The sequence below is a fragment of the Pseudonocardia yuanmonensis genome, from assembly GCF_039542425.1.
GTDB classification, from domain to species: domain Bacteria; phylum Actinomycetota; class Actinomycetes; order Mycobacteriales; family Pseudonocardiaceae; genus Pseudonocardia; species Pseudonocardia yuanmonensis.
This window is the reverse complement of the sequence record NZ_BAABIC010000018.1, coordinates 33,008-58,460: the sequence shown is the minus strand read 5'-3', so window position 1 is coordinate 58,460 and position 25,453 is coordinate 33,008. Positions and strand designations below refer to the sequence as shown.

27 protein-coding genes are annotated in these 25,453 nt (G+C 75.9%); 13 read left to right on the top strand and 14 right to left on the bottom strand.

The genetic code is table 11. The annotated features are described in order from the left end of the window. Positions 1 to 9 precede the first annotated feature (9 nt). On the bottom strand, positions 10 to 1,620 hold the full coding sequence (locus tag ABD990_RS24050; protein WP_345383002.1) for a phytoene desaturase family protein: 1,611 nt from the start codon (positions 1,618 to 1,620) through the stop codon (positions 10 to 12). 40 nt (positions 1,621 to 1,660) lie between these two features. Further along, on the bottom strand, positions 1,661 to 2,794 hold the full coding sequence (locus ABD990_RS24045) for a glycosyltransferase family 2 protein (protein ID WP_345383001.1): 1,134 nt from the start codon (positions 2,792 to 2,794) through the stop codon (positions 1,661 to 1,663). 142 nt (positions 2,795 to 2,936) lie between these two features. On the opposite strand from ABD990_RS24045, the gene ABD990_RS24040 reads away from it, so the two are divergent. Both ABD990_RS24040 and ABD990_RS24035 read left to right on the top strand, forming a co-directional pair. Further along, positions 2,937 to 3,758, top strand: coding sequence for a carotenoid biosynthesis protein (locus tag ABD990_RS24040; RefSeq protein ID WP_345383000.1), 822 nt, complete (start codon positions 2,937 to 2,939; stop codon positions 3,756 to 3,758). After that, on the top strand, positions 3,755 to 5,302 hold the full coding sequence (locus ABD990_RS24035) for an FAD-dependent oxidoreductase (RefSeq protein ID WP_345382999.1): 1,548 nt from the start codon (positions 3,755 to 3,757) through the stop codon (positions 5,300 to 5,302). The genes ABD990_RS24040 and ABD990_RS24035 overlap by 4 nt, the downstream gene beginning before the upstream one ends. Before the next feature lie 9 nt (positions 5,303 to 5,311). On the opposite strand, the gene ABD990_RS24030 is transcribed toward ABD990_RS24035, so the two are convergent. The 3 genes from ABD990_RS24030 to ABD990_RS24020 all read right to left on the bottom strand — a co-directional run bounded on the left by ABD990_RS24030 (position 5,312) and on the right by ABD990_RS24020 (position 8,266). Further along, a complete protein-coding gene (locus ABD990_RS24030) occupies positions 5,312 to 6,358 on the bottom strand; it encodes a YihY/virulence factor BrkB family protein (protein ID WP_345382998.1) in 1,047 nt (348 codons plus the stop codon). A gap of 68 nt (positions 6,359 to 6,426) precedes the next feature. After that, positions 6,427 to 7,767, bottom strand: coding sequence for an NAD(P)/FAD-dependent oxidoreductase (locus ABD990_RS24025; protein ID WP_345383072.1), 1,341 nt, complete (start codon positions 7,765 to 7,767; stop codon positions 6,427 to 6,429). A gap of 100 nt (positions 7,768 to 7,867) precedes the next feature. Then, complete coding sequence (locus tag ABD990_RS24020) at positions 7,868 to 8,266, bottom strand: VOC family protein (RefSeq protein WP_345382997.1); 399 nt, start codon at positions 8,264 to 8,266, stop codon at positions 7,868 to 7,870. Positions 8,267 to 8,353: 87 nt separating this feature from the next. On the opposite strand from ABD990_RS24020, the gene ABD990_RS24015 reads away from it, so the two are divergent. The 3 genes from ABD990_RS24015 to ABD990_RS24005 all read left to right on the top strand — a co-directional run bounded on the left by ABD990_RS24015 (position 8,354) and on the right by ABD990_RS24005 (position 10,700). Next, a complete protein-coding gene (locus ABD990_RS24015; protein WP_345382996.1) occupies positions 8,354 to 9,298 on the top strand; it encodes a helix-turn-helix transcriptional regulator in 945 nt (314 codons plus the stop codon). A 20-nt stretch (positions 9,299 to 9,318) separates the two neighbouring features. Further along, a complete protein-coding gene (locus tag ABD990_RS24010; protein WP_345382995.1) occupies positions 9,319 to 9,792 on the top strand; it encodes an SRPBCC family protein in 474 nt (157 codons plus the stop codon). A gap of 83 nt (positions 9,793 to 9,875) precedes the next feature. After that, on the top strand, positions 9,876 to 10,700 hold the full coding sequence (locus ABD990_RS24005) for an SDR family oxidoreductase (protein WP_345382994.1): 825 nt from the start codon (positions 9,876 to 9,878) through the stop codon (positions 10,698 to 10,700). 13 nt (positions 10,701 to 10,713) lie between these two features. On the opposite strand, the gene ABD990_RS24000 is transcribed toward ABD990_RS24005, so the two are convergent. Beyond that, positions 10,714 to 11,286 carry a histidine phosphatase family protein gene (locus ABD990_RS24000; RefSeq protein WP_345382993.1) on the bottom strand — a complete coding sequence of 191 codons (573 nt, stop codon included), beginning with the start codon at positions 11,284 to 11,286 and terminating at the stop codon, positions 10,714 to 10,716. Positions 11,287 to 11,386: 100 nt separating this feature from the next. Here ABD990_RS24000 and ABD990_RS23995 point away from each other — a divergent pair, with 100 nt between their 5' ends. Together ABD990_RS23995 and ABD990_RS23990 are read left to right on the top strand one after the other, a co-directional pair. After that, complete coding sequence (locus ABD990_RS23995; protein WP_345382992.1) at positions 11,387 to 12,019, top strand: maleylpyruvate isomerase family mycothiol-dependent enzyme; 633 nt, start codon at positions 11,387 to 11,389, stop codon at positions 12,017 to 12,019. Between the two features lie 26 nt (positions 12,020 to 12,045). Then, positions 12,046 to 13,161: an NDMA-dependent alcohol dehydrogenase gene (locus ABD990_RS23990; protein WP_345382991.1), complete on the top strand. Its 1,116-nt coding sequence runs from the start codon at positions 12,046 to 12,048 to the stop codon at positions 13,159 to 13,161. A 22-nt stretch (positions 13,162 to 13,183) separates the two neighbouring features. On the opposite strand, the gene ABD990_RS23985 is transcribed toward ABD990_RS23990, so the two are convergent. Together ABD990_RS23985 and ABD990_RS23980 are read right to left on the bottom strand one after the other, a co-directional pair. Next, a complete protein-coding gene (locus ABD990_RS23985; protein ID WP_345382990.1) occupies positions 13,184 to 13,822 on the bottom strand; it encodes a biliverdin-producing heme oxygenase in 639 nt (212 codons plus the stop codon). 66 nt (positions 13,823 to 13,888) lie between these two features. Next, positions 13,889 to 14,491: a TetR/AcrR family transcriptional regulator gene (locus ABD990_RS23980; RefSeq protein ID WP_345382989.1), complete on the bottom strand. Its 603-nt coding sequence runs from the start codon at positions 14,489 to 14,491 to the stop codon at positions 13,889 to 13,891. 183 nt (positions 14,492 to 14,674) lie between these two features. Between ABD990_RS23980 and ABD990_RS23975 the strand changes: the two genes are divergently transcribed. Beyond that, positions 14,675 to 15,043 (top strand): STAS domain-containing protein, encoded by a 369-nt coding sequence (locus ABD990_RS23975; protein WP_345382988.1) that lies wholly within the window; start codon positions 14,675 to 14,677, stop codon positions 15,041 to 15,043. 25 nt (positions 15,044 to 15,068) lie between these two features. On the opposite strand, the gene ABD990_RS23970 is transcribed toward ABD990_RS23975, so the two are convergent. After that, a complete protein-coding gene (locus ABD990_RS23970; RefSeq protein ID WP_345382987.1) occupies positions 15,069 to 15,482 on the bottom strand; it encodes a nuclear transport factor 2 family protein in 414 nt (137 codons plus the stop codon). A gap of 144 nt (positions 15,483 to 15,626) precedes the next feature. Between ABD990_RS23970 and ABD990_RS23965 the strand changes: the two genes are divergently transcribed. After that, positions 15,627 to 16,553, top strand: a complete 927-nt coding sequence (locus tag ABD990_RS23965) for a TIGR03564 family F420-dependent LLM class oxidoreductase (protein WP_345382986.1) — start codon at positions 15,627 to 15,629, stop codon at positions 16,551 to 16,553. 2 nt (positions 16,554 to 16,555) lie between these two features. Here ABD990_RS23965 and ABD990_RS23960 read toward each other — a convergent pair whose 3' ends face one another. Further along, a complete protein-coding gene (locus ABD990_RS23960; RefSeq protein WP_345382985.1) occupies positions 16,556 to 17,263 on the bottom strand; it encodes a dienelactone hydrolase family protein in 708 nt (235 codons plus the stop codon). Positions 17,264 to 17,566: 303 nt separating this feature from the next. On the opposite strand from ABD990_RS23960, the gene ABD990_RS23955 reads away from it, so the two are divergent. After that, entirely contained in the window at positions 17,567 to 18,460 is an 894-nt protein-coding gene (locus tag ABD990_RS23955; protein ID WP_345383071.1) for an acyl-CoA desaturase, read from the top strand. An 18-nt stretch (positions 18,461 to 18,478) separates the two neighbouring features. Here ABD990_RS23955 and ABD990_RS23950 read toward each other — a convergent pair whose 3' ends face one another. From ABD990_RS23950 to ABD990_RS23935, 4 genes are read right to left on the bottom strand one after another with little or no spacing between them, the layout of a single operon-like run. Further along, positions 18,479 to 18,721, bottom strand: a complete 243-nt coding sequence (locus tag ABD990_RS23950; RefSeq protein ID WP_345382984.1) for a hypothetical protein — start codon at positions 18,719 to 18,721, stop codon at positions 18,479 to 18,481. A gap of 53 nt (positions 18,722 to 18,774) precedes the next feature. Continuing rightward, positions 18,775 to 19,944: a polysaccharide pyruvyl transferase family protein gene (locus tag ABD990_RS23945; protein ID WP_345382983.1), complete on the bottom strand. Its 1,170-nt coding sequence runs from the start codon at positions 19,942 to 19,944 to the stop codon at positions 18,775 to 18,777. Between the two features lie 24 nt (positions 19,945 to 19,968). Continuing rightward, entirely contained in the window at positions 19,969 to 20,766 is a 798-nt protein-coding gene (locus ABD990_RS23940; protein WP_345382982.1) for an SDR family NAD(P)-dependent oxidoreductase, read from the bottom strand. A gap of 43 nt (positions 20,767 to 20,809) precedes the next feature. Next, positions 20,810 to 21,313 carry a mycothiol transferase gene (locus ABD990_RS23935; RefSeq protein WP_345382981.1) on the bottom strand — a complete coding sequence of 168 codons (504 nt, stop codon included), beginning with the start codon at positions 21,311 to 21,313 and terminating at the stop codon, positions 20,810 to 20,812. Positions 21,314 to 21,404: 91 nt separating this feature from the next. Between ABD990_RS23935 and ABD990_RS23930 the strand changes: the two genes are divergently transcribed. The 3 genes from ABD990_RS23930 (at position 21,405) to ABD990_RS23920 (ending at position 25,409) form a co-directional block, all read left to right on the top strand. Further along, positions 21,405 to 22,034: an L-threonylcarbamoyladenylate synthase gene (locus ABD990_RS23930; protein ID WP_345382980.1), complete on the top strand. Its 630-nt coding sequence runs from the start codon at positions 21,405 to 21,407 to the stop codon at positions 22,032 to 22,034. Positions 22,035 to 22,461: 427 nt separating this feature from the next. Continuing rightward, complete coding sequence (locus ABD990_RS23925) at positions 22,462 to 24,042, top strand: ATP-binding protein (RefSeq protein ID WP_345382979.1); 1,581 nt, start codon at positions 22,462 to 22,464, stop codon at positions 24,040 to 24,042. 137 nt (positions 24,043 to 24,179) lie between these two features. Then, entirely contained in the window at positions 24,180 to 25,409 is a 1,230-nt protein-coding gene (locus ABD990_RS23920) for a cytochrome P450 family protein (RefSeq protein WP_345382978.1), read from the top strand. The last annotated feature ends 44 nt before the right edge of the window (positions 25,410 to 25,453 follow it).

The following is a 25,453-nucleotide window of genomic DNA, read 5'->3' as shown; positions in this document are numbered from 1 at the left end:
GCACCCCGCTCACCGGGTGGGACTGGGCCACGGTGCTCGTGGTCGCGTGGACGGTCGTGGGCGTGGTGGGGCTCCTGCAGCTCGTGGCGGGGATCCTGCGCTCGATCCCCGGCGGGTTCCCTCCGGGGGACCGGGCGCCGGGCCGATGAGCCCCGCGGTGATCTCGGCGGAGCGCAGCACGAGCGGGAGCCCGCCGCCCGGGTGCGCGGAGCCCCCGACCAGGTAGAGCCCCGGGACGGGGGAGCGGTTGGCCGGGCGGCGCAGCGCGGCACGTGCGCCGTGCGACGCGGTGCCGTAGATCGCCCCGCCCGGGGCGCCGGCACGCCGCTCGAGATCGGCCGGCGTGAGGATCTCCCGGACGCGGACCCGGTCCCGGACGTCCGTGCCCCGCGCCGCGAGGGTGGCCAGGACGTGGTCGGCGTAGCGCTCCCGCAGGCCGGGGGCGTCCCAGTCGACGCCCCGGCCGGGGTCGTGGACCGGCGCATTGACCAGCACGAACCACCCCTCGCTCGCCTCGTCCGGCCGCAGGGCCGGATCGTCCGGCGCGTGCACGTAGATCGTCGGGTCGGGCACCGGGCGCGGGTGCCGGCCGAAGATCGCGTCGAACTCGGCGGCGTAGTCCCGCGGGAACCAGACCCGGTGCGCCGCGCCGGGTTCGCGGCACCCCGCCCGGTCGGCGGGCCCGAGGCCGAGCAGCAGCACGAAGCCGGCCAGCGACCGCGGCGCCCGGCGCAGGTCGCGACGGGCCCGCCGGGCCGTGCCGGCCGGGAGCAGCCGCTCGTACAGGACGGCGGCGTCGGCGTTGCACACCACGACGTCGGCGGGCACCTCGCGGCCGCCGACCCGGACGCCCCGCACCGCCCCGCCCGCGACGGTGACCGCCTGGACCTCGGACCCGAGGTGGACGGCGACGCCGAGGGAGCGGCACCGCTCGAGGAGCGCGTCGGCGATCCGGCGCAGTCCGCCGCGCACGTACCAGGCGCCGAACCGCTGCTCGACGTACGGCGTCACGGACAGCACCGCGGGCGTGCGGCGGAAGTCCGAGCCGGAGTAGGTGGCGTAGCGGGCGAACCACGTCCGCAGCCGGGGGTCGGGCAGCAGCTCGCGGCCCAGGCCCGCGAGCGTCCGCCAGGGGGCGACCGCCCGCAGGTCGCGGAGCCGCGCGGACATGCGCAGCAGTGCGCGCAGGTCGAGCGGGCGGCGCAGCACGGCCTCGCCGACGAGCTCCCACAACCGGCCGGAACGCTCGTGGAGTGCCTGCCAGGCGGCGCCGGCGCCGGGCCCGAGCGCGGCGTCGAGGGCGGCCGGGACGGCCGCGGGGTCGTGCGGCATGTCCAGCCGGGTGCCGTCGGCGAAGGTGTAGGCGCACACCGGGTCCACCGGCTCGATCACCAGCCCGGAGGGGCCGCCCGTCGCCGCGAACACCTCCTCGAGCACGCCGGGCAGGGTGAGCAGGGAGGGCCCGGTGTCGAAGACGAACCCTTCCCGCTCGACGACGCCGAGCTTGCCGCCGTGCGTGTCCGCGCGCTCGTGCAGCGCCACCTCGTGCCCCAGAGCCGCGAGCCGTGCCGCCGCGGCCAGCCCGCCGACGCCGGCCCCGATCACGACCACCCGGCTCACGGCCCCGACCTCGCTCCGGTCCGCACGGACCTCCCGGGCCTCACAGGATGCGACCCTTCCAGCTCAGCGTGCCCGCCCGCCGTCCCGCCCAGGAGGAGGCGAGCAACCCGAGCAGCGCGACGACGGAGACCGGATGGGCGGCGGCGTCCGGCCAGGTGCGGGCGCCCGTCCGCCGGGCGGCGAGCACCCGGCTCGCGACGCCGGCCGCGTAGCCGAGCGCGCCCGCCCGCGACCCGCGCAGCGCGGCGACGGCGGGCAGGACGTAGACCAGCGCGAGCAGCGCGGCCACCGCGACCGCGCCGGGGGCGGAGCCGAACGCCGCCCACAGCGACTTGCGGTAGCCCGCCGCGAGCTGGCGGCCGTCGTCGTACATCCGGCAGGCGGCGAGCGCGGACCCGTCGGCGACACCGGTCCGGCCGCCCGCCCGCCGGACCGCGCGGGCGAGCGCGATGTCGTCCAGCACCTCGCCCGCCACGGCTTCCCAGCCGCCGGCCCGGGCGAGCGCGGCCGCCTCGACCAGCAGGAACTGGCCGTTGGCGGCGACCATGGACGGCCGCCCGGACCGCTCCGCCACCCGCAGCGGCAGCGTGACCAGCCAGGACCAGGCCAGCAGCGGCTGCACGAGCCGGGCGGCGATGCCGTCGGCCACCTGCCGGGGCCAGGGACAGAGCAGGTCGAGCGGGACGGGCCCGCGCAGCACCGCCACCGCGGCGGCAACGGCGTCCGCGGCGAGGACGACGTCCGCGTCGACGAACACCAGGATCTCGCCGCGCGCGGCGGCGGCGAGCTGGGCGCAGGCGTGCGGCTTGCCGAGCCGGCCGGCGGGGGGCGGGGTGCCGGTGAGCACCCGCAGCCGGGGGTCGCCGCCCGCCGCCGCCCGCACGGCCGCCGCGGTGCCGTCCGCGGAGCCGTCGTCGAGCACGAGGATCTCGACCTCGTCCAGGCCGGCCTGTGCGAGCAGCGAGCGGATGGTCGGGCCGATGCGGTGGGCCTCGTCGCGGGCGGGGACGAGGAGGGAGACGGGCACGGTCACCGGCGGGGGCGCGGCGGGCGGGGTACGCAGGAGCCGCTGGTTGCGCAGCTGGTGCAGGGTTCCGAGCACCGCGAGGGCCGAGCCGGCGGCGGCCGCGGCCCGGAGCGGTCCGTCCGGTCCGTCGAGGCGCGCGGCGGTCACGGCGGAACCCTAGTGAGGCACCGGTCCGGCCCGCACCTCGACCCGGCCGGGCGTTTCGACTCGCGCCCGCGCGCCAGGCACGGCATCGTCGGGGCACCCCCGGGGACCCCCGTGCCCGGCCGTGTCCCAGGAAGGACGACGCGTGCTCCGAACCGCTCCCCTCGTGCGCGGGCGCGTACACGCACTCACCTGGACGCTCGTGGCCGGCGCGGTGCTGGTCCAGATCGCCTACCCGCTCACCCCGGAGGCGCTGCGCACGCAGGTGACGGTGCTGTCGGTGGTGGTGTTCGCCGCCGCCTCGCTGTGCGACGCGACCCGCCTGCACGGCGCCCGCGGCGGGCTCCTGCTGCTCGTCGTCGCGGGCGGGGGCGGGCTCGTCGCGGAGGCGGTCGGGCTGCGCACGGGCGTCCCGTTCGGCGCCTACGCCTACACCGGCACGCTCGGGCCGGAGCTGCTCGACGTGCCCCTGGTCGTGCCGCTGGCCTGGACGATGATGGCCTGGCCCGCACTGGTCGTCGGGCGGACGCTGGCCCGGTCCCGCGCGGGCGTCGTCGCCGTCGGGGCCGCTGCGCTCGCCGCCTGGGACGTGTTCCTGGACCCGCAGATGGTCGACGCGGGGCACTGGCGCTGGCTCGACCCCGGGCCCGGCCTGCCGTTGGTCCCGGGCATCCCGCTGACCAACTACGCCGGCTGGCTGCTGGTGTCCGCGCTGGTCGTCGCGGCGCTGCACGCGACCCTGCCGGCCCACGACCGGCCCCCCGCCCCCGCCACCGCGCTCTACCTCTGGGTGTACGGCTCCTCGGTGCTCGCCCATCTGGCCTTCTTCGGCCTGCCGGGCTCGGCGCTGGTCGGCGGGGTGCTGATGGGGGCGGTCGCGATTCCGTTCGCCCGCGCGGCGCGGCGGGCCGGGGTCGGCGCCGGCCTCCTCCCGGCGGGGACGCGGGCGTCGGGGGTCCGGCCGTGAGGGACGCGCTCACCAGCCGGGCCGCCCCGCTGCGGATGCGCCGGCGCCGGCTCGTGGTGCCCGACCCGACCCTGCCGCGTGCGGTGCCGTCCGGTACGAAGGCGGTGGTCGTCGGGGCGGGGGTGGCCGGGGTCAGCGCCGCGGTCGTGCTCGCCGAGCGCGGGGTCCGGGTGACGCTGCTGGAGGCCGCCGAGCACCTCGGCGGCCGGCTGGGTGCGTGGCCGGAGGTCCTGCCGGACGGGACCGAACAGGTCGTCGAGCACGGCTTCCACGCCTTCTTCCGGCACTACTACACCTGGCGCGCGGTGCTGGGCCGGATCGACCCCGAGCTGCGGTTCCTCGCCCCGGTCGACGGCTACCCGGTGATCTCGCGGAGGTGGCCGGACGAGGACCTCTCCGGCCTGCCCGCCGCCCCGCCGCTGAACCTGCTCGCCCTGCTGCTGCGCTCGAAGAGCCTCGGCTGGCGGGACATGGCCGGGGCCGACCCGGACGCCGGCCGCGCCCTGCTCGCCTACGACCGCGCGACGACGACCGCGGAGCTCGACCACCTCGACGCCGCGGCCTTCCTGGACCGCCTGGGCATGTCCGAGCGCACCCGCGGGATGCTGTTCGAGGCCTTCGCCCGCTCCTTCTTCTGCGACCAGGCGGGACTGTCGGCGGGCGAGCTGGTCGCGATGTTCCACTACTACTTCCTGGGCAACCCCGAGGGCATCGGCTTCGACGCCCCGGTCACCGACCACCGCACCGCGATCTGGGAGCCGCTGGCGCGGCACCTGCGCGCGCACGGGGCGGAGGTGCGGACCGGGTGCCGGGCCACCCGTCTCGAGCCGGACGGCCAGGGGTGGCGACTGGGCACGGCGGCCGGGGACCTCACGACGCGGCACGTCGTGCTGGCCCTGGACCCCGCGGGGTTGCGGGGGCTGCTGGAGGCGTCGCCGGGGGCGGCCGCCTCGGCCCCGCGGCTGGCCGCGCAGTGCGCGGGGCTCGGGACGGCCCCGCCGTTCGCCGTCGCGCGGCTGTGGCTCGACCGGGACGTCGCGCCGGAGCGGGCGGTGTTCAGCGCCGTCAGCGGGGAGCGCACCCTCGACTCGATCACCGTGTACTCGCGGCTGGAGGCCCCGTCGGCCGAGTGGGCCGCCCGGACCGGCGGTTCCGTCGTCGAGCTGCACTCCTACGCGTGCCCGGAACCCGACGCCAAGGCCGCGACCGGGGCCATGCACGCGGAACTGGCCGCGCTGTGGCCCGAGGTCCGCGCGGCCGAGGTCCTGCACGTGCACCAGCGGCACGAGGCCACGGCCCCGGCCTTCCCTCCCGGGACGGCCGGGACCCGCCCCGGCGTCCGCACCGACGCGCGCGGGGTGCGGGTGGCCGGGGACTTCGTGGAGCTGCCCTACCTCGCCGGGCTCATGGAGCGGGCGGCGATGTCCGGGGTCCTCGCGGCGAACGACGTGCTCGCCGAGGCGGGCGCCGCCGCCGAGCCGGTCGACGGCGTCCCGCAGCGGGGGCTGCTGGCCGGGGTGCCCCGGATCCGCGGCCGCGCCTGACCGGGCCGGCTACCGCTTCGCGCCCTGCCCGGAGTCCTTCTGCGGCTCCGGCGGGTCGGCGATCGTGTCGGCCGCCGTCGCCCCGCGCTCACCCATCGGCAGCGGCTCGCCCTTGGTGGTGTCCTGCTCGGTCTGCCGCTCGCTCTCGGCGTTGATCTCCGCACCCAGCAGCACGATGTAGCTGGTCAGGTACAGCCACAGCATCAAAACGATGACGCCCGCCAGGGCGCCGTAGGTCTTGTTGTAGCTGCCGAAGTTGTTCACGTAGAAGCTGAAGGCGAGGCTCCCGATGATCCACAGGAGCGTCGCGACCAGGGCGCCGGTGCTCACCCAGGTGAGCCGCGGCGCGTCCCGGTCCGGGGCGATCCGGTAGACCACCGCGAGCGCCACGATGACCAGCGCGACCAGCAGCGCCCACCGCACGACCTGGGCGACGACCAGACCCCACCCGCCGAGGCCCAGGGCCTCGAACACCGCGGGCACCACGGCCACGAGCGCGACCGCGAGCAGCACGAACCCCACCGCGCCGAGGGTGAGGCCCAGCGCGACGCCGCGGAGCTTGAGGAACCCGCGGGTCTCCTTCTCGTCGTAGGCCAGGTTGGTGGCCTTGATCAGGTTCATCGTGCCGCCCGAGGCGCTCCACAGGGCCGCCAGGATCGACACGACCAGCCCGATGCCCAGCGCCCGGTCGCTGCTGCCGGCGACGGCGTTGAGCTGGTCGGTGATGATCGGGCGGGCGGTCTCGGGCAGGGCGGAGGCCAGGTCGTTGACCTGGGCCGCGACCTGCGCCGGGTCGGCGACCAGGCCGTAGATCGTGAGCGCCGCGATCATCGCGGGGAAGAGCGCCAGGAAGGCGAAGAAGGCGACCCCGCCGGCCAGGATCGGGACGTTGTCGTCCTTCGCCTCGGCCCAGGCCCGCTTCACCACCTGCAACCAACCCCGGGGTGGGATCTTCACCGGGTTGTCGGCGTCACGGCCCGGGGGCCCGTCGTTCCGCCGCTGGTCGACGTCCCAGCTCCCGCGGCCCGCGCGCGTCGTGTCGGTTCGGCTCGTCATGCCCGGCGGGATGCCCGGGCGACGGCCCCGTGAATCCTCCCCGTGGACTCCCCGTGGACCCTCCGGCGTCAGCCCGCGGGCACCGGTGCCGTCGTCTCCAGCGGCACGTGCTGCCCCCGCACCACGCCGAGCGCCACGGCCTGGCGGGGGAGCACGGCGTCGAGCAACCAGTCCGCCGCGACCCGGATCCGGTTGCCGGGCATGGAGAGCAGGTGGTAGCCGCGGGTGACGGCGGTGGCCGGCAGCCCGGACAGCGGGACGCCTAGCGGGTTGGCCGCCGCGTCCGTGCCACCGAGCTCGACCACGAACCCCAGGTCGCTGTGCTTGTACGCCCGCGGGGTGCCGTGGCCGAGCGAGGCGGCCACGTTGCGCGCGGCGAGCGCGCCCTGCCGGGTGGCGTGCTGGGCGGTCATGGCGGTGGCCGAGCCGGGCCGGGTGACGTCCGGCACCGCGGCGGCGTCCCCGCACGCCACGATCTCCGGGTGCCCCGCCACGGCCAGGTCGGTCCCGACGACGAGCCGGCCGCGCTCGTTCGGCAGGCCCAGGTCCTCGACCAGGGGATCGGGCCGCACCCCGACGCACCAGATGAGGGTGTGGGTCGGGACCTCCTCGTCCGTGTCCGTGAGCCGCACGCACCTCGGCAACGCCTCGGCCACCGACTGGCCCATGCGGACGTCGACGCCCCGCTCACGCAGCACCCGGTCGGCCGTGTGCGACAGCCGCTCGTCGAGCTCCGGCAGGACCCGCTTCGCGATGTCGAGCAGCATCCAGCGGACCGGCGTGTCCCGCAGCGACGGGTGGTCCTTCGCCAGCGCGGCGGTGAACGACGCGCCCTGCGCTGCCACCTCGGTGCCGGTGTACCCGGCCCCGACCACCACGAACGTGCAGCGCGAGGCCTTCTCGGCCGGATCGGCCGCGACGGCGGCCAGCTCGATCTGCCGGGTCAGGTGGTCGCGCAGGTAGAGGGCCTCGGGCAGCCCCCGGAAGCCGTGCGCGTACTCGGCGATGCCCGGCACCGGCAACAGCTTGTTGACGCTGCCCACCGACAGCACGAGCCGGTCGTAGGACACCGACCCGGTGCCGCCCTCCTGGTCGGTCCACGACACCGTGCGGGCGTCGACGTCGATGTGGGTGACCTCGCCGACGACGATCTCGGCGCCGCGCAACGACTGGACCAGCGGCACCGCGATGCGCCGCGGCTCGAGGGTGCCGACCGCGACCTCCGGCAGCAGCGGCAGGTAGAGGAAGTGGTCGTTCTGGTCGATCACGGTGATCCGGGCGCGGCCCCGCAGCCGGCGCAGCAGTCCCTTCGCGGCGGTGTGCCCGGCGAACCCGGCGCCGACGACCACGACGTGCGGCAGGTCGCCGCCGGAGTCCGGGGGCGGCCGCCTCCGGGCCTTGCGCACCATGTCCGCGATCGCCGCCATCCCGGTACCTCCGCTCCGTCGTCTCCCCGATCACCTGGCCCCTACCCGACCATCCGCGGACCGACACGGCAAGCGGACGGCGTCAGGCCCGCCGGTTGCGGACCCCCTCGGCGAAGTGGACGTTCTCCATGATCCCGAGCACGTTGCCGAACGGGTCGACGACGGAGGCGGTGACGAAGCCCGGGCCGTGCTCGCGCACGTCCGCGTGCTTCGTGGCGCCGCGGGCGAGCAGGTCGTCGAGGGCGGCGGCGACGTCGTCGACCGCCCAGAAGGTGATCGACCCGGCCGGCGTTCCGGTGGGATGCGGGGCGTAGGCGGCGTTCACGATCCCGAACTCGTCCTCGCGCGGCCCGAGCCGCCACTCCACGTACCCGCCCTCCACGACGTAGTACGGCGGGCCCCCGAAGAGGTCCGAGTACCAGGCGCGCGCGGCGTCGAGGTCGGCGGCGAAGAAGTTGTGGGTGGCCATTCCCTGGAGCATGTCGTCCTCCTCGATCGGTCCGTGGAGGAAGCATGCGCCCCGAAAGTGCTCACCGAACGAGCACTTCTGAAGACGATACTTCCGGGCGTGCGTGCCGACCGACTCGTCGCGATCCTGCTGCTGATGCAGGCGCGCGGCCGCGTGACCGCCGGACAGGTGGCCGAGGAGCTGGAGATCTCCGTCGCGACCGCCCGGCGGGATCTCGAGGCCCTCTCCGCCGCCGGCGTGCCGGTCTACCCCCAGCCCGGCCGCGGGGGCGGCTGGTCGCTGGTGGGCGGGGCGCGCACGGACCTCACCGGGCTCACCGCCGGCGAGGCGCGGGCGTTGTTCCTGCTCGCCGGGCCGGAGGTGCGCGCCGCACCCGAGCTGCGGTCCGCGCTGCGCAAGCTCACCCGGGCCCTGCCCGAGACCTTCCGGGCCGAGGCGGAGGCGGCGGCCGGGGCCGTGCTCGTCGACCCGGCCCGGTGGGGCGAGCGGGAGGCGCCCCGGGAGGCCCGGGTGGACCTGCTGTCCGAGGCGGTGGTGCGCCGCCGGAAGGTGCGGTTCGGCTACGGGGGCCGGGAGCGGCTCGTCGACCCGTGGGCGCTGATCGACAAGTCCGCGACCTGGTACCTGCTCGCGGGCACCGCCGCGGGCCGCCGCACCTTCCGCGTCGACCGGATCAGCGACGCCGAGCTCACCGACCTCGCCGCCGACCGGCCGGACGACCTGTCGCTCACCGAGGCGTGGCGCGAGACCGTCGAGCTGCTGGAGGGCCGCCGCTCCTCGGCCGTCGCCACGGCCCTGGTCGAGCCCCGCCTGGTCCCCGTGCTGCGGGAGCGGTTCGGCCGCCACCTCGGGACGGGGACGGAAGAGGTCGGGGACGGCCGGGTGCGCGTCACCGTCACCGCGCACACGCCGTGGGCGCTGGCCGAGCAGCTGGCCGGCTGGGCGGGGTACGTCGAGGTGGAGACCGGGGGCGGGGCCGACAACGCCGAGGTCCGGGCGGGGCTCGCGCGGATCGGCCGCACGCTCGTCGAGCGCTACGGGTGATCACCGTGCAGAGTGCCGGGATGAGCGAGCGCATCGAGGTCTCCCGCACGGTCGACGCCGATCCGGCCGAGGTGTTCGCCGTGCTGCGGGACCCGCAGGGCCACGTCGACGTCGACGCGTCCGGGATGCTGATGGACGCGACCGGCGGGCCCGTGTCCGCGGTGGGCGACACCTTCGTGGTGCACATGGACCGCGAGGCGCTCGGTGACATCCCCGAGCTGGGGAGGTACGACGTGACGGTCAGGATCACCCGCTACGAGCAGTACCGCGAGATCGCCTGGACGATCGTCGGCGTGGCCCGCCCGCCGATCGGGCACGTCTACGGGTACCGGCTCGAGCCGGTCGACGGCGGCACCCGGGTGATCCAGTACTACGACTGGTCCGACATCGCCCCGGAGTGGCGCGAGAAGGACATCTTCCCGATCGTCTCCGAGGCTTCGCTCAGGGCGACGCTCGGGATCCTCGACCGGACCGTCCGCCGCCGCCGGGTGTGAGGGCGGCCACCGCGGGGCATACGGAGGTACCTCCGGTCCTTGTGCGGGACGGCAGACTTGCCGATCCTCGAGAAGGTGGAGACATGAAGGTCTGGTTCGTCACCGGTTCGTCCCGCGGCTTCGGGCGCGAGTGGACGGTCGCGGCGCTGGAGCGCGGCGACTCGGTCGCGGCCACGGCGCGCGACGCGTCCGGCCTGGACGACCTGGTCGCGAAGTACGGCGACGGGATCCTGCCGTTGACGCTCGACGTCACCGACCGGGAGGCGGGCTTCACCGCCGTGGCGAAGGCGCACGAGCACTTCGGGCGGCTCGACGTCGTCGTGAACAACGCCGGCTACGGGCAGTTCGGGATGATCGAGGAGCTCTCCGAGCAGGAGGCCCGCGCGCAGATCGAGACGAACGTGTTCGGCGCGCTCTGGGTCACCCAGGCGGCGCTGCCCCACCTGCGCGCCCAGGGCTCCGGACACATCCTGCAGGTCAGCTCGATCGGCGGGATCTCGGCGTTCCCGAACATCGGGATCTACAACGCGTCCAAGTGGGCGCTGGAGGGCTTCAGCCAGGCGCTGGCCCAGGAGGTCGCGGACTTCGGCGTCCACGTGACCCTGATCGAGCCCGGCGGCTTCGACACGGACTGGGGCGGCGCGTCGGCGAAGCACGCCACGCCGAACCCGGCCTACGACGAGTTCCGCGAGAAGGCCGCGGAGCAGCGCCGGCGGCGCACGGCCGGCTCCGGCGACCCGGCGGCGTCGAGCGCGGCCGTGCTGAAGCTGGTCGACGCCGAGAACCCGCCGCTCCGCGTGTTCCTCGGCGAGGCGCCGCTCGGGATCGCCGAGGCGGACTACGAGAGCCGCCTCGCGACCTGGCGCGAGCACCAGCCGCTCGCCGTGGAGGCCGGCGGCCGGAGCTGACCGGGCCCGGGCCTCAGGGCGGGGTGCCGTCGGCGCCCCGCCCCGGGCCCGTCCGCAGCTCGTGCAGGTTCCACCGGCCCGGTTCCCTCGCCAGCACGGCCACGGACAGGGGATCGACGTCGATGCGCCAGACCGCCGTCGCCGGGGCGCCGAGCGCGTGGGCCAGCGCCGCCCGCACCACGGCGGGATCGACGACGGCGAGCAGCCCCTGCGGGCGGTTCGGCACCGTGCGCAACCAGCCCCCGATCCGCCCGACGAAGGCGGCCATCGACTCCCCGCCGTGCGGCACGGCCTCGGGCTCGGTGAGCCAGCGGGTGAGGCCGTCCGGGTCGGCGGCGGCGACGTCGTCGAGCGCCCGGCCGGCCCAGCTGCCGTGGTCCAGGCCGGTCAGCCCGTCGTCGACGGCCGCGGGCAGGCCCAGCGCGTCCGCCGTCTGCCGGCAGCGCAGCGACGGGGCGCAGCGCACCTCCTCGTAGCGGGGGAGGGCCGGGACGGGGAGCTCGGCGGCCTCGATCGCCTCGTCGTCGGCGAACCCGGACCGCCGGGTGGCCGCGGTGGCGGCGTGGGTCAGCAGCACGAGTCGCACGACTCCAGTGTGGACCGCGATGATCGGCGCCGGGGTCCGGGGTGCCCGGGCGCTAGAGTGCCGCATCCCGAGGCGTCCGGCCGCGGGGCGGGGAGGGGCCGTGGAGCGTGCGGAGATCGTCGCCACCGTCGAGCGGGAGCGGCTGGACCTGGCCGACCTGCTCGACGAGCTGGGGCCGGAGGAGTGGACGCGGCCGTCCCTCGCCCGGGGCTGGACGGTGCAGGACGTCGTCGCCCACCTGACGCTGACGACCCGGCTGTCGCCGCTGGCGGCGATGACGGGCGTGCTCAGGGCGCGCGGGGACCTGAACAGGATGATCGGCGACTCCGCGCGGGCCCGGGCCGCCCGGTACGCGCCGGCGGAGCTGGTCGCGCAGCTGCGGGAGAACGCGGGCTCGGCGCGCCGCCCGCTCGGCACCCAGCCCCCGGACCCGCTGGTCGACATGCTGGTGCACGGGCAGGACATCGCGCGTCCGCTCGGCCGCCCGCGCGCGATGCCCGCGGCCGCGGTCGCCACCGGGCTCGACCACGTGTGGGGCAGCTCCTTCTACGGCGCCCGGAAGCGGTTCACCGGCCTGCGGCTGCGCGCCACCGACCTCGACTGGTCGGCGGGCGAGGGGGAGGAGGTCCGCGGCCCGGCCGGCGACCTGCTGCTGCTCGCCACCGGTCGCCCGGCGGGGCTCGACGCCCTCGACGGACCCGGGGTGACGCAGGCCGCTGCACGGCTCGCGTGAGGGCGCCCCGGGCGTAGCGTGATCGCGTGCTGACACGAGGCGCGGTGTTGCGCGAGGTCCCGGGCAGGTTCGAGGTCGTCGAGCTGGAGGTCGACGACCCGAGGCCCGGCGAGATCCGGGTGAAGATGGTCGCGAGCGGGCTCTGCCACTCGGACGACCACCACGCCACCGGCGACCAGAAGGTGGGGATCCTGCCGTTCGCCGGCGGGCACGAGGGGGCCGGGATCGTCGAGGCCGTCGGACCGGGGACCACCGGGTTCGCCGAGGGCGACCACGTCGTGTTCTCGTTCCTGCCTGCCTGCGGCCGGTGCCGCTGGTGCGCGCACGGTATGCAGAACCTCTGCGACCTCGGGGCGTCGCTGGCGACGAACGCCCGGTGGGAGGACCCGACGTCCTTCCGGCTCGCGCTGGACGGGAAGCCCGTCGGGCAGATGTGCGGGCTGTCGACCTTCTGCGAGTACACGACCGTCTCCACCGCCTCGGCGGTCAAGGTCGATCCGTCGGTCCCGCTGGAGATCGCCTGCCTGACCGGCTGCGGCGTGGGCACCGGCTGGGGCGCGGCGGTCAACTCCGCGGAGGTGCGGCCCGGCCAGGTCGTGATCGTGATGGGCGTCGGCGGGATCGGGATCAACGCGGTGCAGGGCGCCGCGCACGCCGGGGCCTCCGCGGTGATCGCCGTGGACCCGGTCGCGTTCAAGCGCGAGTCGGCGCTCGGCCTCGGCGCGACGCACGCGGTCGAGGACATCCGGGAGGCCGCCGACCTCGCCCGCTCGCTGACCAACGGCCAGGGCGCCGACGCGTCGATCGTCTGCGTCGGCGTGACCCGGGGCTCGCACGTGGGGCAGGCGCTGAAGGCGGTGCGCAAGGGCGGGACGTGCGTGGTCGTCGGGCTGGGCGACGTGCGCACCCGCGAGGGCGACATCCCGCTGATGGAGCTGACGCTCTACCAGAAGCGGCTGCAGGGCTCACTGTTCGGCGCCAGCGCCCCCACCGCGGACATCCCCGCGCAGCTGGAGCTGTACAGGCGGGGTGCGCTCAAGCTCGAGGAGCTGATCACGACCCGGTACACGCTCGACGAGGTCGCCACCGGTTTCGACGACATGCACGCCGGCCGCAACCTGCGCGGCGTGATCGTGTTCTGAGTACGGGGCGGGCGGTGCCGGGTCAGGCGGCGGCGGGCAGGCCCGTCGCCTCGGCCAGCTCGTCGAACACGGCGATGTTCAGCTCGAACCCCCGGACCGCCTCGTCCATGACCCGGCGCTGCTCGATCTCGTCCCAGGGGGCGGCGTCGAGCAGCGCGCGGTAGCGCGCGCGGAACCGCGACGGGCTGCCCAGCGCGGCGAAGTCGTAGAACAGGGCGCCGGGACCGGTGAGGCCGTAGGTGCGCTCCAGCATCTTCCCGACGACCTGGCCGCCGGCGAGGTCGCCGAGGTAGCGGATGTAGTGGTGGGCCACGAAGACCGGCGCGTCCGTGGCGGCCTCGCTCAGCCGGGCGACGTAGGTCTCCGTCGCGGGCAGCGTCCGGGGCGCGTCGACGGATCCGCCGAGGGCCGGGACGTCCCGGCGCAACGCGGGCACCCGGCGCAGCTCGTCGATCACGAAGGGGCCGGCGACGGGGTCCGCGGCCAGCGCGTCCCCCGCGGCCTCGAGCGCGCCGTAGATCGCGAGGTACTGCTCGGCGAGCAGGGTGTACGCCGACAACGGGAGGCGCCCGTCGAGCAGGGCGGCCATGTAGGTGGAGTGGTGGGCACGCTCGTGAACCGCGGCCGTGGCCTGGCGCAGACCGGTGGAGAGCTCGCCCATGCCGTTCCTCCCGCATCTTCCTGACACCGTGTCAGAAAAGATGCTAGAGCACCCGGCGGACTGAGGCTAGCCTAAGTCCGACGGCCGGACCATGCCCAGCACGATCCGCACGGCGGCCTCCACGGAGCCCGCCAGCTCCTCGGGCGGCACGTCGACGATCTGCCGGGCGGACAGCGCCGCGCCGATCATCGCCACCAGCACCGCCGGGTCCTCGGCCGCCATCTCGCCCGACTCGATCCCCTCCCGCACGATCCGGGCCAGCCGGTCGCCGATCGGGTCCGCGTGCGCCGCGATCCGCCGGTACGACTCGGGATCGAGGGCCCCGGCCAGCGCCTGCCCCGGCGGCAGGTGGAACTCCGCGAGCCGGTGCAGCTGCAGCCGCGCGAAGACGGCGAGCCGCTCGGTGGGCGTCGCCGCGGCCCCGAGCGCCGACTCGAGGTCGGCGACGTACCGGTCCGCCTCGTGCTCCACGAACGCGACGAGCAGGGCCTGCCGGTCGGGGAAGTGGTTGTAGATCGAGGTCCGGCCCACCCCGGCCGCGGCCGCGACGCCGGCGAGCGTGACGGCGTCGAACCCCCGCTCGTAGAGCAGCTCGCGCAGGGCGGCGAACACGCGGGCGCGCACCTCGTCCCGATGGGCGGCGAGCGACCCCCCGAGCACCTTCGGCACGCCGGCCCTCCTCCCGCCGTCGGGGTCCAGCGTAGGGCCGGTGTGCGCGGCGGGCACCGGTGTCACGTGTAGTCGGCACCGACGCCGCGCGAACGTGGTGATCGCGTCACCCACCCGCCGGTTGACCGCCCGCGGACCTGACGGGAAGGTGAGGTCCGGCGGTGACGGCACGAGGAGGCCACGGTGACCCGGGCTCTGGAACGTTCGCCCAGTTCTTTCGCGGCCGAGAGCAGGACCCTGGACCACGGGGTCGTCGCGCTCCGGCTGGTCGGCGAGCTCGACGCGGACTCCGCGGCGCGGCTGCACGACGCCCTGCACGCGGCGGCGGTCGGCGCCCGCGCGGTGGTGGTGGACCTGTCCGAGGTCACCTACCTCGGCTCGGTCGGGGTCAGCGCGCTGCTGGGCGTCTACACCCGCTCCGGCGGCCGCGTGCACCTGGCCGGGCTGCACGCGCACCCCGGCGTGAGCCGGGTCGCCGTGCTGCTCGGGCTGGACCGGCACTTCGTGGTGCACCGGGACGTCGCCGCCTTCCTCGCGGCGGTCCGCGGCTGAGCGCCGGTCCACCGGCGAACCACGGTCAGGACACGGGCTCCACCCCGGTCAGCCGGGCCTCCTGCCACGTGTCGATGTACTGCTGCCAGCGCACGACCTTCCCGGTCTCGAAGTCCCAGACGTGCGCGGCCTGCAGCTCGAGCGGCTTCCCGGTCGCCTTCGCCGCGGTCGCGTGGTAGCGCGCCTCCACGAGGACCGTGTCCCCGCACCCGAGCACCCGCCGGATCTCGATCCGGAAGTCGTCGTGGTCCTCGGGGATCCGGGCGAGCACGTTCTCGACGACGGCCTGCGGGCCGACGAACGCTCCGCCCGGCCAGTACATGGAGTGCTCGGCCTCGAACCACTGGACCTCGTCGTGGAGGATGTCGAGCAGCGGGCCGGCGTCCCCCTTGGCGAGGCCGTCGTAGGCGGCCTGGACGAGCGCCACGTTGTCGGTCATCTCCTACCTCGCTCCGTCGTCGGTGGTCGTGCGAGGGCGGCGAGAGTAGGCCCGGGTCCGCGGGAGGACCACGGCCGTCCGGCCCCGGCCGTTCGGAGCAGCCCGGGCTCCCCGCGGCGGCAGGTGCGGTGCGAAGCTGCCCCCATGGCGATGCGGATCAGCATGTTCGGGTACCTGGGCGACGGCGGCGGCCGGTCCGTCGTCGACGCCTACGTCGAGGAGCTCGCGCGGCTGCGCGACGAGGGGTTCCGCCGGTACTGGACCGCCCAGCTGCCCTACGAGCCGGACCTGCTCACCGTCCTCGCCGTGGCCCTGCGCGAGGTGCCGGGGATCGAGGTGGGCACCGGCGTGGTGCCGATCCAGCCGCAGCACCCGATGGCGCTCGCCCAGCGCGCGCTCACCGTCAACCTGATCGGCGAGGGCCGGCTGACGCTCGGACTCGGGCTCAGCCACCGGCCCGTCGTGGAGGGGGTGTGGGGGTTGCCGTTCGACCGGCCGGTCCGCCGCCTCGCCGAGTACCTCGACGGGCTGCTCCCGCTGCTGGCGGGGGAGAAGGCCGCGGCGACCGGCGAGCTCGTCACGACCCGGGGCTCGCTACGGGTGCCGGGCGCGCCGGCGCCGGAGGTGTACGTCGCCGCGCTCGGTCCACAGATGCTGCGGCTCGCCGGGCGCCGCACGGCCGGCACCGTCACCTGGATGACCGGGCCCCGGACCCTCGCCGAGCACGTCGTCCCGACGATCCGCGGCGCCGCCGAGGAGGCCGGCCGTACCGTGCGGGTGGTCGCCTCGCTGCCGGTCGCGGTGACCGACGACGTGGACGCCGCCCGCGCCGAGGCCGCCCGCCAGTTCGCGGTGTACGGGCGGCTGCCCTCGTACCGCGCGATGCTGGACCGCGAGGGGTACGCGGGCCCGGAGGACGCCGCGATCGTCGGCGGGGAGCAGGAGGTCGCCGAGCGGCTCGGCGAGCTGCGCGAGGCCGGGGTGGACGAGTACGTCGCGCTGCCCTTCTCGCCCGATCCCGACGAGCGCGCCCGCACCCGCGCCCTGCTGCGCGCACAGGACGGGGAGTAGCGCTACCGCAGGTGCCGGGCGAGGAACGCGGTGGTGTGCCCCCAGGCCTCGGTGGCGGCCTTCTCGTCGTACATCGACGGCGCGTCCCAGTTGGAGAAGGCGTGCCCGGCGTCGTAGTGCCGGACCTCCACCTGCGGCTTCCCGCTCACCGCCGCCTCGACCTTCGCGATGTCCTCGCCCGGGATGAACGGGTCGCGGTCGCCGTAGTGGAAGAGGGCGGGGCACTCGAGGGCGTCGGCGCGGTCGAGCATGCCGTGGATCCCCGAGCCGTAGTACGGGACGGCGGCGTCGATGCCGGCGCCGTCGACCCGAGCGGTGGTGGCGCAGAGCCAGGCGAGGGTGCCGCCGAGGCAGAAGCCCATGGCGCCGACCCTGCCGGTGCACTCGGGCAGCGCCCGCAGGTGGGCGAAGGCGGCGGTGATGTCGCCGGCCGCGGCGGCGAAGTCGAACCGCTGCACCATGCCCATGCACTCGGTCAGGGCGGACTCGTCCTTGCGCTCGAAGCGGCGCTCCAGCCGCCAGAACATGTCCGGCGCCAGGGCCACGTACCCCTCGCCGGCGAGCCGGTCGCAGATCCCGCGGATGTTGTCGTTGATCCCGAAGATCTCCTGGAAGACGAGCACGCCGGGGCCGCGCCCGCCCTCGGGCAGGGCGAGGTAGGCGTCGAACTCGTCGCCGTCGGGGGTCGGGACGCGCTCGTAGCGGGTCATGGGCTCCTCCTCGTCATCGGCGCCGGGCCCGACGATCCTGGCACGCCCGCCGCGGTGGCCCCGCGGTTCCCGGCCGGTGACACGCGGAGGGCGACCGCGTGAGGACTACCCGTGCGCTCTGCGGGTACCGGGTCCTCGCCCTTAGGCTTTGCCCGAGTCCGGGTCGATCCCGGTCCGCTCCGCCCCCGACCCCACGAGGTGACCCGCTTGAGCGTCGAGGCCCCCGACCTCCCCGCCCCCGATCCCGCTCCCGATCCCGCCCCCGCATCCGCTGCCGGTGGCGCCGAGCGCGGCCCGAAGCCGATCGTCGGTGAGTACCGCAGCACCTGGCAGCAGGGACTGGTCTGGGCCTTCGTGGTGCTCCCGGTGCTCGCGCTGCTGGCGACCGTCCCCGTGATGTGGGGCTGGGGCCTCGGCTGGTGGGACATCGCGATCGCGGCGGTGTTCTACACGATCGGCATCCTGGGCGTGACCGTCGGCTACCACCGGCACTTCACCCACCGCTCCTTCAAGGCGCGCCCGTGGCTGCGGGTGGTCCTGGCGATCACCGGCTCGATGGCGATCCAGGGGTCCGTGCTGGCGTGGGTCGCCGACCACCGCCGCCACCACGCCTACTCCGACAAGGAGGGCGACCCGCACTCGCCGTGGCGCTACGGCACGTCCCCCTGGGCGGTCGCCCGTGGCTTCTTCTGGGCGCACGTCGGCTGGATCTTCGAGCGGCGCAAGACGAACTGGGAGCGGTTCATCCCGGACCTGCTCGCCGACCGGGTGCTGCGCCGGGTGAGCGGGCTGTTCGGGCTGTGGGTGACGGCGAGCCTGCTGCTCCCGGCCCTGCTCGGCGGCCTGCTGACCTGGTCCTGGGCGGGCGCGCTGACCGGGTTCTTCTGGGGCGGCCTGGTGCGCATGGGGGTGTGCATGCACGTGACCTGGTCGATCAACTCGATCTGCCACATGATCGGCGCGCGGCCCTTCCGCTCGCGCGACCGCTCCCGCAACTTCTGGCCGCTGGCGATCCTGTCCATGGGCGAGAGCTGGCACAACCTGCACCACGCCGACCCGACCTGCGCGCGGCACGGCGTCCTCAAGGGGCAGATCGACATCTCGGCCCGGGTGATCTGGCTGTTCGAGCGGTTCGGCTGGGCGCACGACGTCCGGTGGCCGACCTCCCGCCGCCTCAGTCAGCTGCAGCAGGCCTGACGCGGGGCGCCGGGGTGTCTAGCCGCGGCGGCAGCGCCGGCGGCGGCCGCCGCGCCCGGTGCGCGGCAGCCGCATCATCTGGCGCCAGAGCACGAGGGCGCGGACCAGGGGATCGGTGTCGTCGGGGCCCCGGCGCCCCGTCCTGATCTCCTCGATCAGGCGGTCGTCCGCCGCGACGGGGTCCGTGCGGTCCTCGGGGGCCGGACGCTGCGCGGGCACCGGGACGGCGGCCGCCCCGTGGTCGTTGCTGATCGCGTCCATGCCCGGTCCATCGCGACGGTCGCGCCGAACGTGTCCCCTCGGTCGGGTGATCATCAGCACGTTTCGCCCCCTCGGGCCGGCCGCCGGATACCCGGTTCCACGCGACCGTAGACCCTGTCGGCCAGGGCCGCCTTCCGCTCCCGCAGCCCGGCCACGACGTCCGGCGGGAAGCCGCCCGGCCCCGGCCGGCCCGGCGTCGCGTCCAGGTCGGTGACGAGGTCCCAGCCGCTGCCGAGCGCGGTCAGGGAGCGGTGCTTGGTGGGGTAGTAGTCCCCGTTCAGGCCGACCGCGAGCCCGCCGGCGCCGACCGCCGCCGCGACGAGGTGCGGGTGGAACCGGGTGGAGATCCACGTCTGGTCCGCCGCGACCGGCAGCCCGTCGCCCCACACCCGGTCGAACGGCACGAACCGCGCACCGGGCAGCTGGTGCTCCAGCAGCGCGTACACCACGCGGTCCTGACCGGGGATCCCCTCGACGACCGCGACCTCCTGCGGGTCCACCCGCCACCGCCGCAGCGCCCCCAGCACGAAGGTCGCCAGGGCCTCGGCCGGCCGGTCGCTGAGGTCGGACTGCAGGCAGAGCACCACGCGCGGCGCGTCGTCGGTCGGAGGAACCGCGGCGGTGGGGAGGAACGCGTCGTCGAGGCCGAGGGTGTTCGGCCGGTCCAGCAGGCGGGCGGAGGCCTCGTCGCGCACCTCGACCAGGGCGAACCGCTCCAGCAGGGAGCGGAGCAACGGCCCGGCGCCGTCGGCCTCCGGCGTGAGCCCCTGCCCCGTCGCGACGGCCCGGCCGCCCGACTGGTCGGTGCCGGCGACCGCCGCGGCGAGCACCCCGGCGTGCCGCGGCCAGATCCCGTTGACGTACCCGCCGCCGATCACGTGCACGACGTCCGCCCGGCGCAGCAGCTCGACGCCCGCCACCCAGCGGGGCGCGAGGCCCGGATCGGCGACCGCGCGGCGCACCCAGGCCGCCGTCTCCCAGGGGCCGCCCTCCGGGGCCGCCCGGCACAGCCGCCAGACCGTGTCCGTGAAGCGGGCGCGCGGGTGCAGACCGTCGAGCAGCGTGGCGGCCGTGCCGGGGGAGGGGCAGTCGAGCCAGACGTCGGCCTCGGGCGCGGTGCGCGCGAGGTGCCGCAGCCAGCCGGCGGCGATCAGCTCGTCGCCGTAGTTCGGGAACCCCGCGGTCCCGACGAGGTGGTACAGGGGCCGCCGGTCGTCCGCCACCGGCCGAGTATCCCGCCCGTGCCGTCAGTAGTACGTGACCCCGGGCTGCCCGCCACCGGCCGCGACCGCGTCGCCGTTGATCGCGACGCTGCGGGGCGAGGCGAGGAAGGCGACGACGTCGGCGACCTCCTCGGCGGTGATCATCCGGCCCACCGTGGTGGTCCGGCCGAGGGCGCGCTCGGCCTCCTCCTCGGAGGTGCCGTCGGCGGCGGCCTTCGCCGCGATCATGCCGGGGGTGCGCTCGGTGACGGTGAGCCCGGGGTGCACGACGGTGACGTTCACGCCCTGCGGGCCCAGCTCGTCCGCCAGCGCGGCGGTCATGGCGGAGACGGCGACGTTGCGCACCGACCCGACCAGCGAGGACGAGCCGCGGGCGTTGAGCCCGCTGATGTTGACGATCCGCCCCCAGCCCTGCGCGGTCATCACCGGGGCGACGGCGCGGGCGCACCGCAGGTAGCCCAGCACCTTGGTCTCGAACTGTTCGCGCATCAGCTCGTCGCCGGTCGTGGAGGCGGCGTCCTGCGCCCCCGCCGACGCGGGCTTCGCGGCCGCGTTCACCAGGACGTCGACGCCGCCGAGCGTGGTCACGACCTCGTCGACCATCGCGCGGACGGACGCGTCGTCCGTGGTGTCGGCGACGAGGGGCACGATCCTCGTGCCGTGCGCGGCGAGCCGGGTCGCGGCCTCGTCGAGCGCCTCCTTGCCGCGCGAGACGATCGCGACGTCGCAGCCCTCGGCGGCCAGCGCGGCCGCCACCGCGAGCCCGATGCCGCGGCTCCCGCCGGTCACGATCGCGCGCTTGCCTGTCAACCGGAGATCCATGTCCCCACCTCACACCAGGCGCCGCCCGGCTGCCAGACCGCGATCAGCCCGGCAGGAGCCCCCGGACGTACTCGGCCTGCCCGAGGTGCCTGGCGTCGTCGTCGACCACGGAGACGAGCCGGACGCCGCGGGTGACCGGCGGGTCCCAGTCGTCGTCGATCACCTCGTCCAGCTGCTCGGGCGTGACCTTCGCGATCAGCTCGACGGTCCGCTCGGCGACGGCGGCGTGGTAGCCGGCCAGCAGGTCCGCGGGGGCGCGCACCGCGGCGACCTGGCCGGGCCCGTGCCCGTACCCGGTGTCGTCCGGCGGGAGGTCGAGCCCGAAGCGCTGCTGCCAGCCGTCGGCCAGCCAGACCTGCTCGGTGCCGAACGCGTCGGCGAGGTGGTCGTCCTGCACGCGGGTCAGGTGCCACACGAGCCACGCGATCGAGTTGCCCTCGTCGTTCGGCCGCAGCGCGAGCTGCTCCTCGGTCAGGCCCTCGACGACGGCGGGCACGCCCTCCGAGATCCGGCCGAAGGCGTCGGTGAGCAGCTCGGCGGGGGTCACGGCGTCCTCCTGGGGTCGGCGCGGGTTCCGGCTGCCGACGACGCTAGGCGATTTCCGCCCCGCTCCGCACTCCGGCGGATACGCTGCCCGCGTGGCCCGGTACATCGACGTGCACCCGGACAACCCGCAGCGGCGGGCGATCGCCCAGGCGGTGGGGATCGTCCGCGACGGCGGCCTGATCGTCTATCCCACCGACTCGGTCTTCGCCCTCGGCTGCCAGCTCGGCAACAAGGAGGGCCTCGACCGGATCCGCCAGATCCGCAGGCTGGACGACCGCCACCACTTCACGCTCGTCTGCAGCGACTTCGCGCAGCTGGGGCAGTTCGTGCAGGTCGGCAACTCGGTGTTCCGGGCGGTCAAGGCCGCGACGCCGGGGCCGTACACCTTCATCCTGCCGGCGACCAAGGAGGTGCCGCGCCGGCTGATGCACCCGAAGAAGCGGACGGTCGGCGTGCGCATCCCGGACCACCTGGTGGCCCAGGCCCTGCTCGCCGAGCTCGGCGAACCGCTGCTCTCCTCGACGCTGCTGCTGCCGGACTCGCCGGAGCCGGACGTCCCGCCGACCCAGGGCTGGGAGATCAAGGAGCGGCTCGACCACGCCGTGGACGCCGTCCTCGACTCGGGGGAGTGCGGCACCGAGCCGACCACCGTCGTCGATCTCTCCGGCCCGGAGCCCGAGATCGTCCGCAAGGGCGCCGGTGATCCCTCCCGGTTCGAGTGACGGACGCGAATCCGTGACGTCCGGACCCTGGACGGCCGGGCAGGTCCTGACCTAGCCTCTGTGACCGGGCGCACCGCCGCAGCGTCGCGGACGGGGCGCCTGTTCCGTTCTCGGGACCCCCGCCCGGGGCCGCGCCCGTGCGACGGGCGGCCGCCCCGGGAGGAATCACCTCCTCCCGTCCGGCGTGTCGGCTTGCCGATCGCCGCCGGTCCACCTCACGCCGACCGGTCATCGCACGCCGGCCCGACGGACCGCCGGGCGCCGGACCGCCGGGTAATGTCCCGTGGACCTACAGATGTCGGGTCGCAGCTCCCCCGGCGGACGCGGGCCCGAGGGCGCCCGCCTGCTTCGGCGGGCGGTCGCGGGCGGGCGGCCGGGTCCGTGCGGCGTCCCGGCCGGATCGGGGTACGGACCAGCGGAGGACAGCGTGGAGCGAGACGTCTCGTCCGCCTCCTGGCTCGGCGAGCCGGGCGGGGGTGCGGCCGACCCGTCCGGGGCCGTCGAGGAGCGGCCGGACCTGCTGCTCGCGGGGCTCGCGCGGCGGATCTGCGGTCACGCCGAGCGGCAGCTCGCGGTCGCCGAGCGGCTCGGCCCGGACTCGCCGGAGGGCGCCGAGCTGGCCGCCGGGGCGCGCCGGCTGCTGCGGGACGGCGAGAGCGTCCTCACCCTGGTGGGCGGCCGGCCCGAGCGCCGCGGCCCCCTGCCCACCGGCGTCGGCCGGATCCTCGCGGACACCGCGGCGGGTGCGGAGGACCCGCACCGCGTGTCGGTCCCGCCCGCCCCGTCGGCCTCGCTCGCCGCCGGCAGCGCCGTGGGCGCCGGGCAGGTGCTCGCCGAGCTGCTCGCCCACGCCGAGCGCACCGTCCCGCGCAGCAGCCGCATCGAGCTCGTCGGCCGCTGGGCGGGCGACGGCGGCGTCACGATCGAGCTGCAGGCCGAGGGTGTCGAGCTGCCGTGGCAGGAGGCCGCGGCCCTGGAGAACGAGATCGCCGGAGGCCCCGGCGGTCCGATCCCGCCCGAGCGGCTCGGCCTGCACCTGGCCGCCCGCCTGGCCCGCCGGTGCGGCGCCCGCCTGGAGCTGCAGGCCCCGCTCGGCGGCCCGGCCACCCCGGGCTTCGGCACGGTCGCGCTGGTCCGGTTCCCGCGGGCGCTCGTCGAGCCCGCCGCGGGCGTGCAGGTGCCGCGCGAGCCCGCGCCGTCCCCGTCCCCCGCGCCGGCCCCCCGGGAGTCGGGGGAGTCCCGCGACCCCGGCACGTCCCCGGACGTCACCTGGGAGCCGGTGCGCGCCGGCTCCGCCCCCGCGCCCGCCTCGGTCGACGAGCTCTTCGGCTCGTTCGACGCCGGGCTCTCCCGGCCGGACGAGGACCTGGTCGGCACCCCGATCTTCGCCGCCGTCGCGTCGGCATGGTTCCGCACGAACGACGACGAGCCGGCCCCGGCCACGAACGGCTGGTCCAACGGGCACGGGCCGAACGGTCACGGCACCAACGGGCACGCGAACGGCCGCAACGGCAACGGGCACGGCCTGGCGGACAGCTGGCTCGGCTCCGGCACGTCGATCGGCACCCCGATCGACGCGGCCCCGACCGGCGGGGACTGGGCCTCGGGAGACGACGAGTGGCGCGCGGCCGCCGAGCGCGCGGCCCGGGCCGACACCGAGCTGCCGACCACCGGGAGCGGGCTCCCGCGCCGCCGGCCCGGTCGCCAGATGGTCACGCCGCCGCTGCGCAGCCGCCGGGGCGCGGCGGGCGGCGCCGGCGCGGAGGTCTCCGCCGAGCGGCAGCCCGAGCGCGTGCGCAACCGGCTCTCGACCTACCAGCGCGGCCTCGAGGCGGGCCGGCACCGGGCGGCCGACCCGGAGGACGAGCCGTCGTACCAGTCCGGCGGGTCGTCGTCCGACCAGGACTCGGCGGTGCAGCGGCCGCTGCCCGGGCCCACGCTGGAACGGCGCTACGAGGAGTCGCGGGACCCGTGGACCGGCGAGGGCCTGTGGGACGACGAGCGCTGAGCCCGCCCGCGCCGCCGACCCTCCTCAGACCCGGCTCCCGGCGGCCGGATCCCGCTGTCCGTTCTGAGGACGTCTCAGGGCGGGTCGGCCTAGCGTGGGCCCCGGGCCGGGGCGAGCCCGGCCGGGGGGAGGACGCCATGACGAACGCGGAGACCCGGGCGGGCGCGGTCGAACTCGAGGGCACGTTCTTCGACGACCCGGACGCTCTCTACCGGACCCTGCGCCGCGAGGCGCCGGTCGTCCGGGTGAACACGCCGATGGGCCTGCAGGCCTGGGTGGTCACCCGCTACCAGGACGCCCGGCCGGCGCTGAACGACCCGCGGCTGTCCAAGGACGGCGCGAAGTTCGGCGAGATCCTCGAGCGGCGCTCGGTGGCGCCGGAGCGGCGCATGCAGTTCGCCGACTCCCTCGCCGGGCACATGCTCAACACCGACCCGCCGGACCACACCCGGCTGCGCAAGCTGGTCAACCGCGCCTTCACCGTGCGGGCGATCGCGCGGATGCGCCCGCGGATCGAGGAGATCGCCCACGGCCTGGCGGACCGGATGGCGGCGAAGGCCGCGCGCGAGGGCACCGTCGACCTGCTCGACGAGTTCGCCTACCCGCTGCCGATGACCGTGATCTGCGAGCTGCTCGGCGTGCCGGAGGGGGAGCGGGACGACTTCCGCGGGTGGACCACCACCCTGCTGTCCGCGGCGCCGCCGGAGGAGCGCGGCGCCGCCGTCGCCGCGATGGCCGAGTTCCTCGCGCGGCTCGTCGCCGACAAGGGCGCGAACCCGGGCGAGGACATGCTGTCGGCGATCGTCAGGGCGTCCGAGGACGGGGACACGCTCTCGGCGCGGGAGGCGACGTCGATGGCGTTCCTGCTGCTCGTCGCCGGGCACGAGACCACGGTCAACCTGATCGGCAACGGCACGCTCGCGCTGCTGCGCCACCCCGACCAGCTCGCCCTCCTGCGCGCCGACCCGTCCCTCGTGCCGAACGCGGTCGAGGAGTTCCTGCGCTTCGACGGCCCGATCAACCTGGCCACCTTCCGCTACACCACCGAACCGGTCGAGATCGGCGGCACCACGGTGCCCGAGGGGGAGGTCGTGCTGATCTCGCTGGTCTCGGCGAACCGGGACGCCGAGCGGTACGGCGACCCGGCGCGGCTCGACGTCACGCGGGACGCGGGCGGGCACGTCGCCTTCGGCTACGGCGTGCACCACTGCCTCGGCGCCCCGCTGGCGCGGCTCGAGGGCGAGATCGCCTTCCGCACCCTGCTCGAGCGCTTCCCGGCCCTCGCCCTCGCCGGGGACCCGGAGACGATCGGCTGGCGGCGGTCCACGCTGATCCACGGCCTGACCCGCCTCCCCGTCCACCTGTGAGCGGCAACTGCCCTAGCGGTTGCCACTCACGACCCGCGTCGACC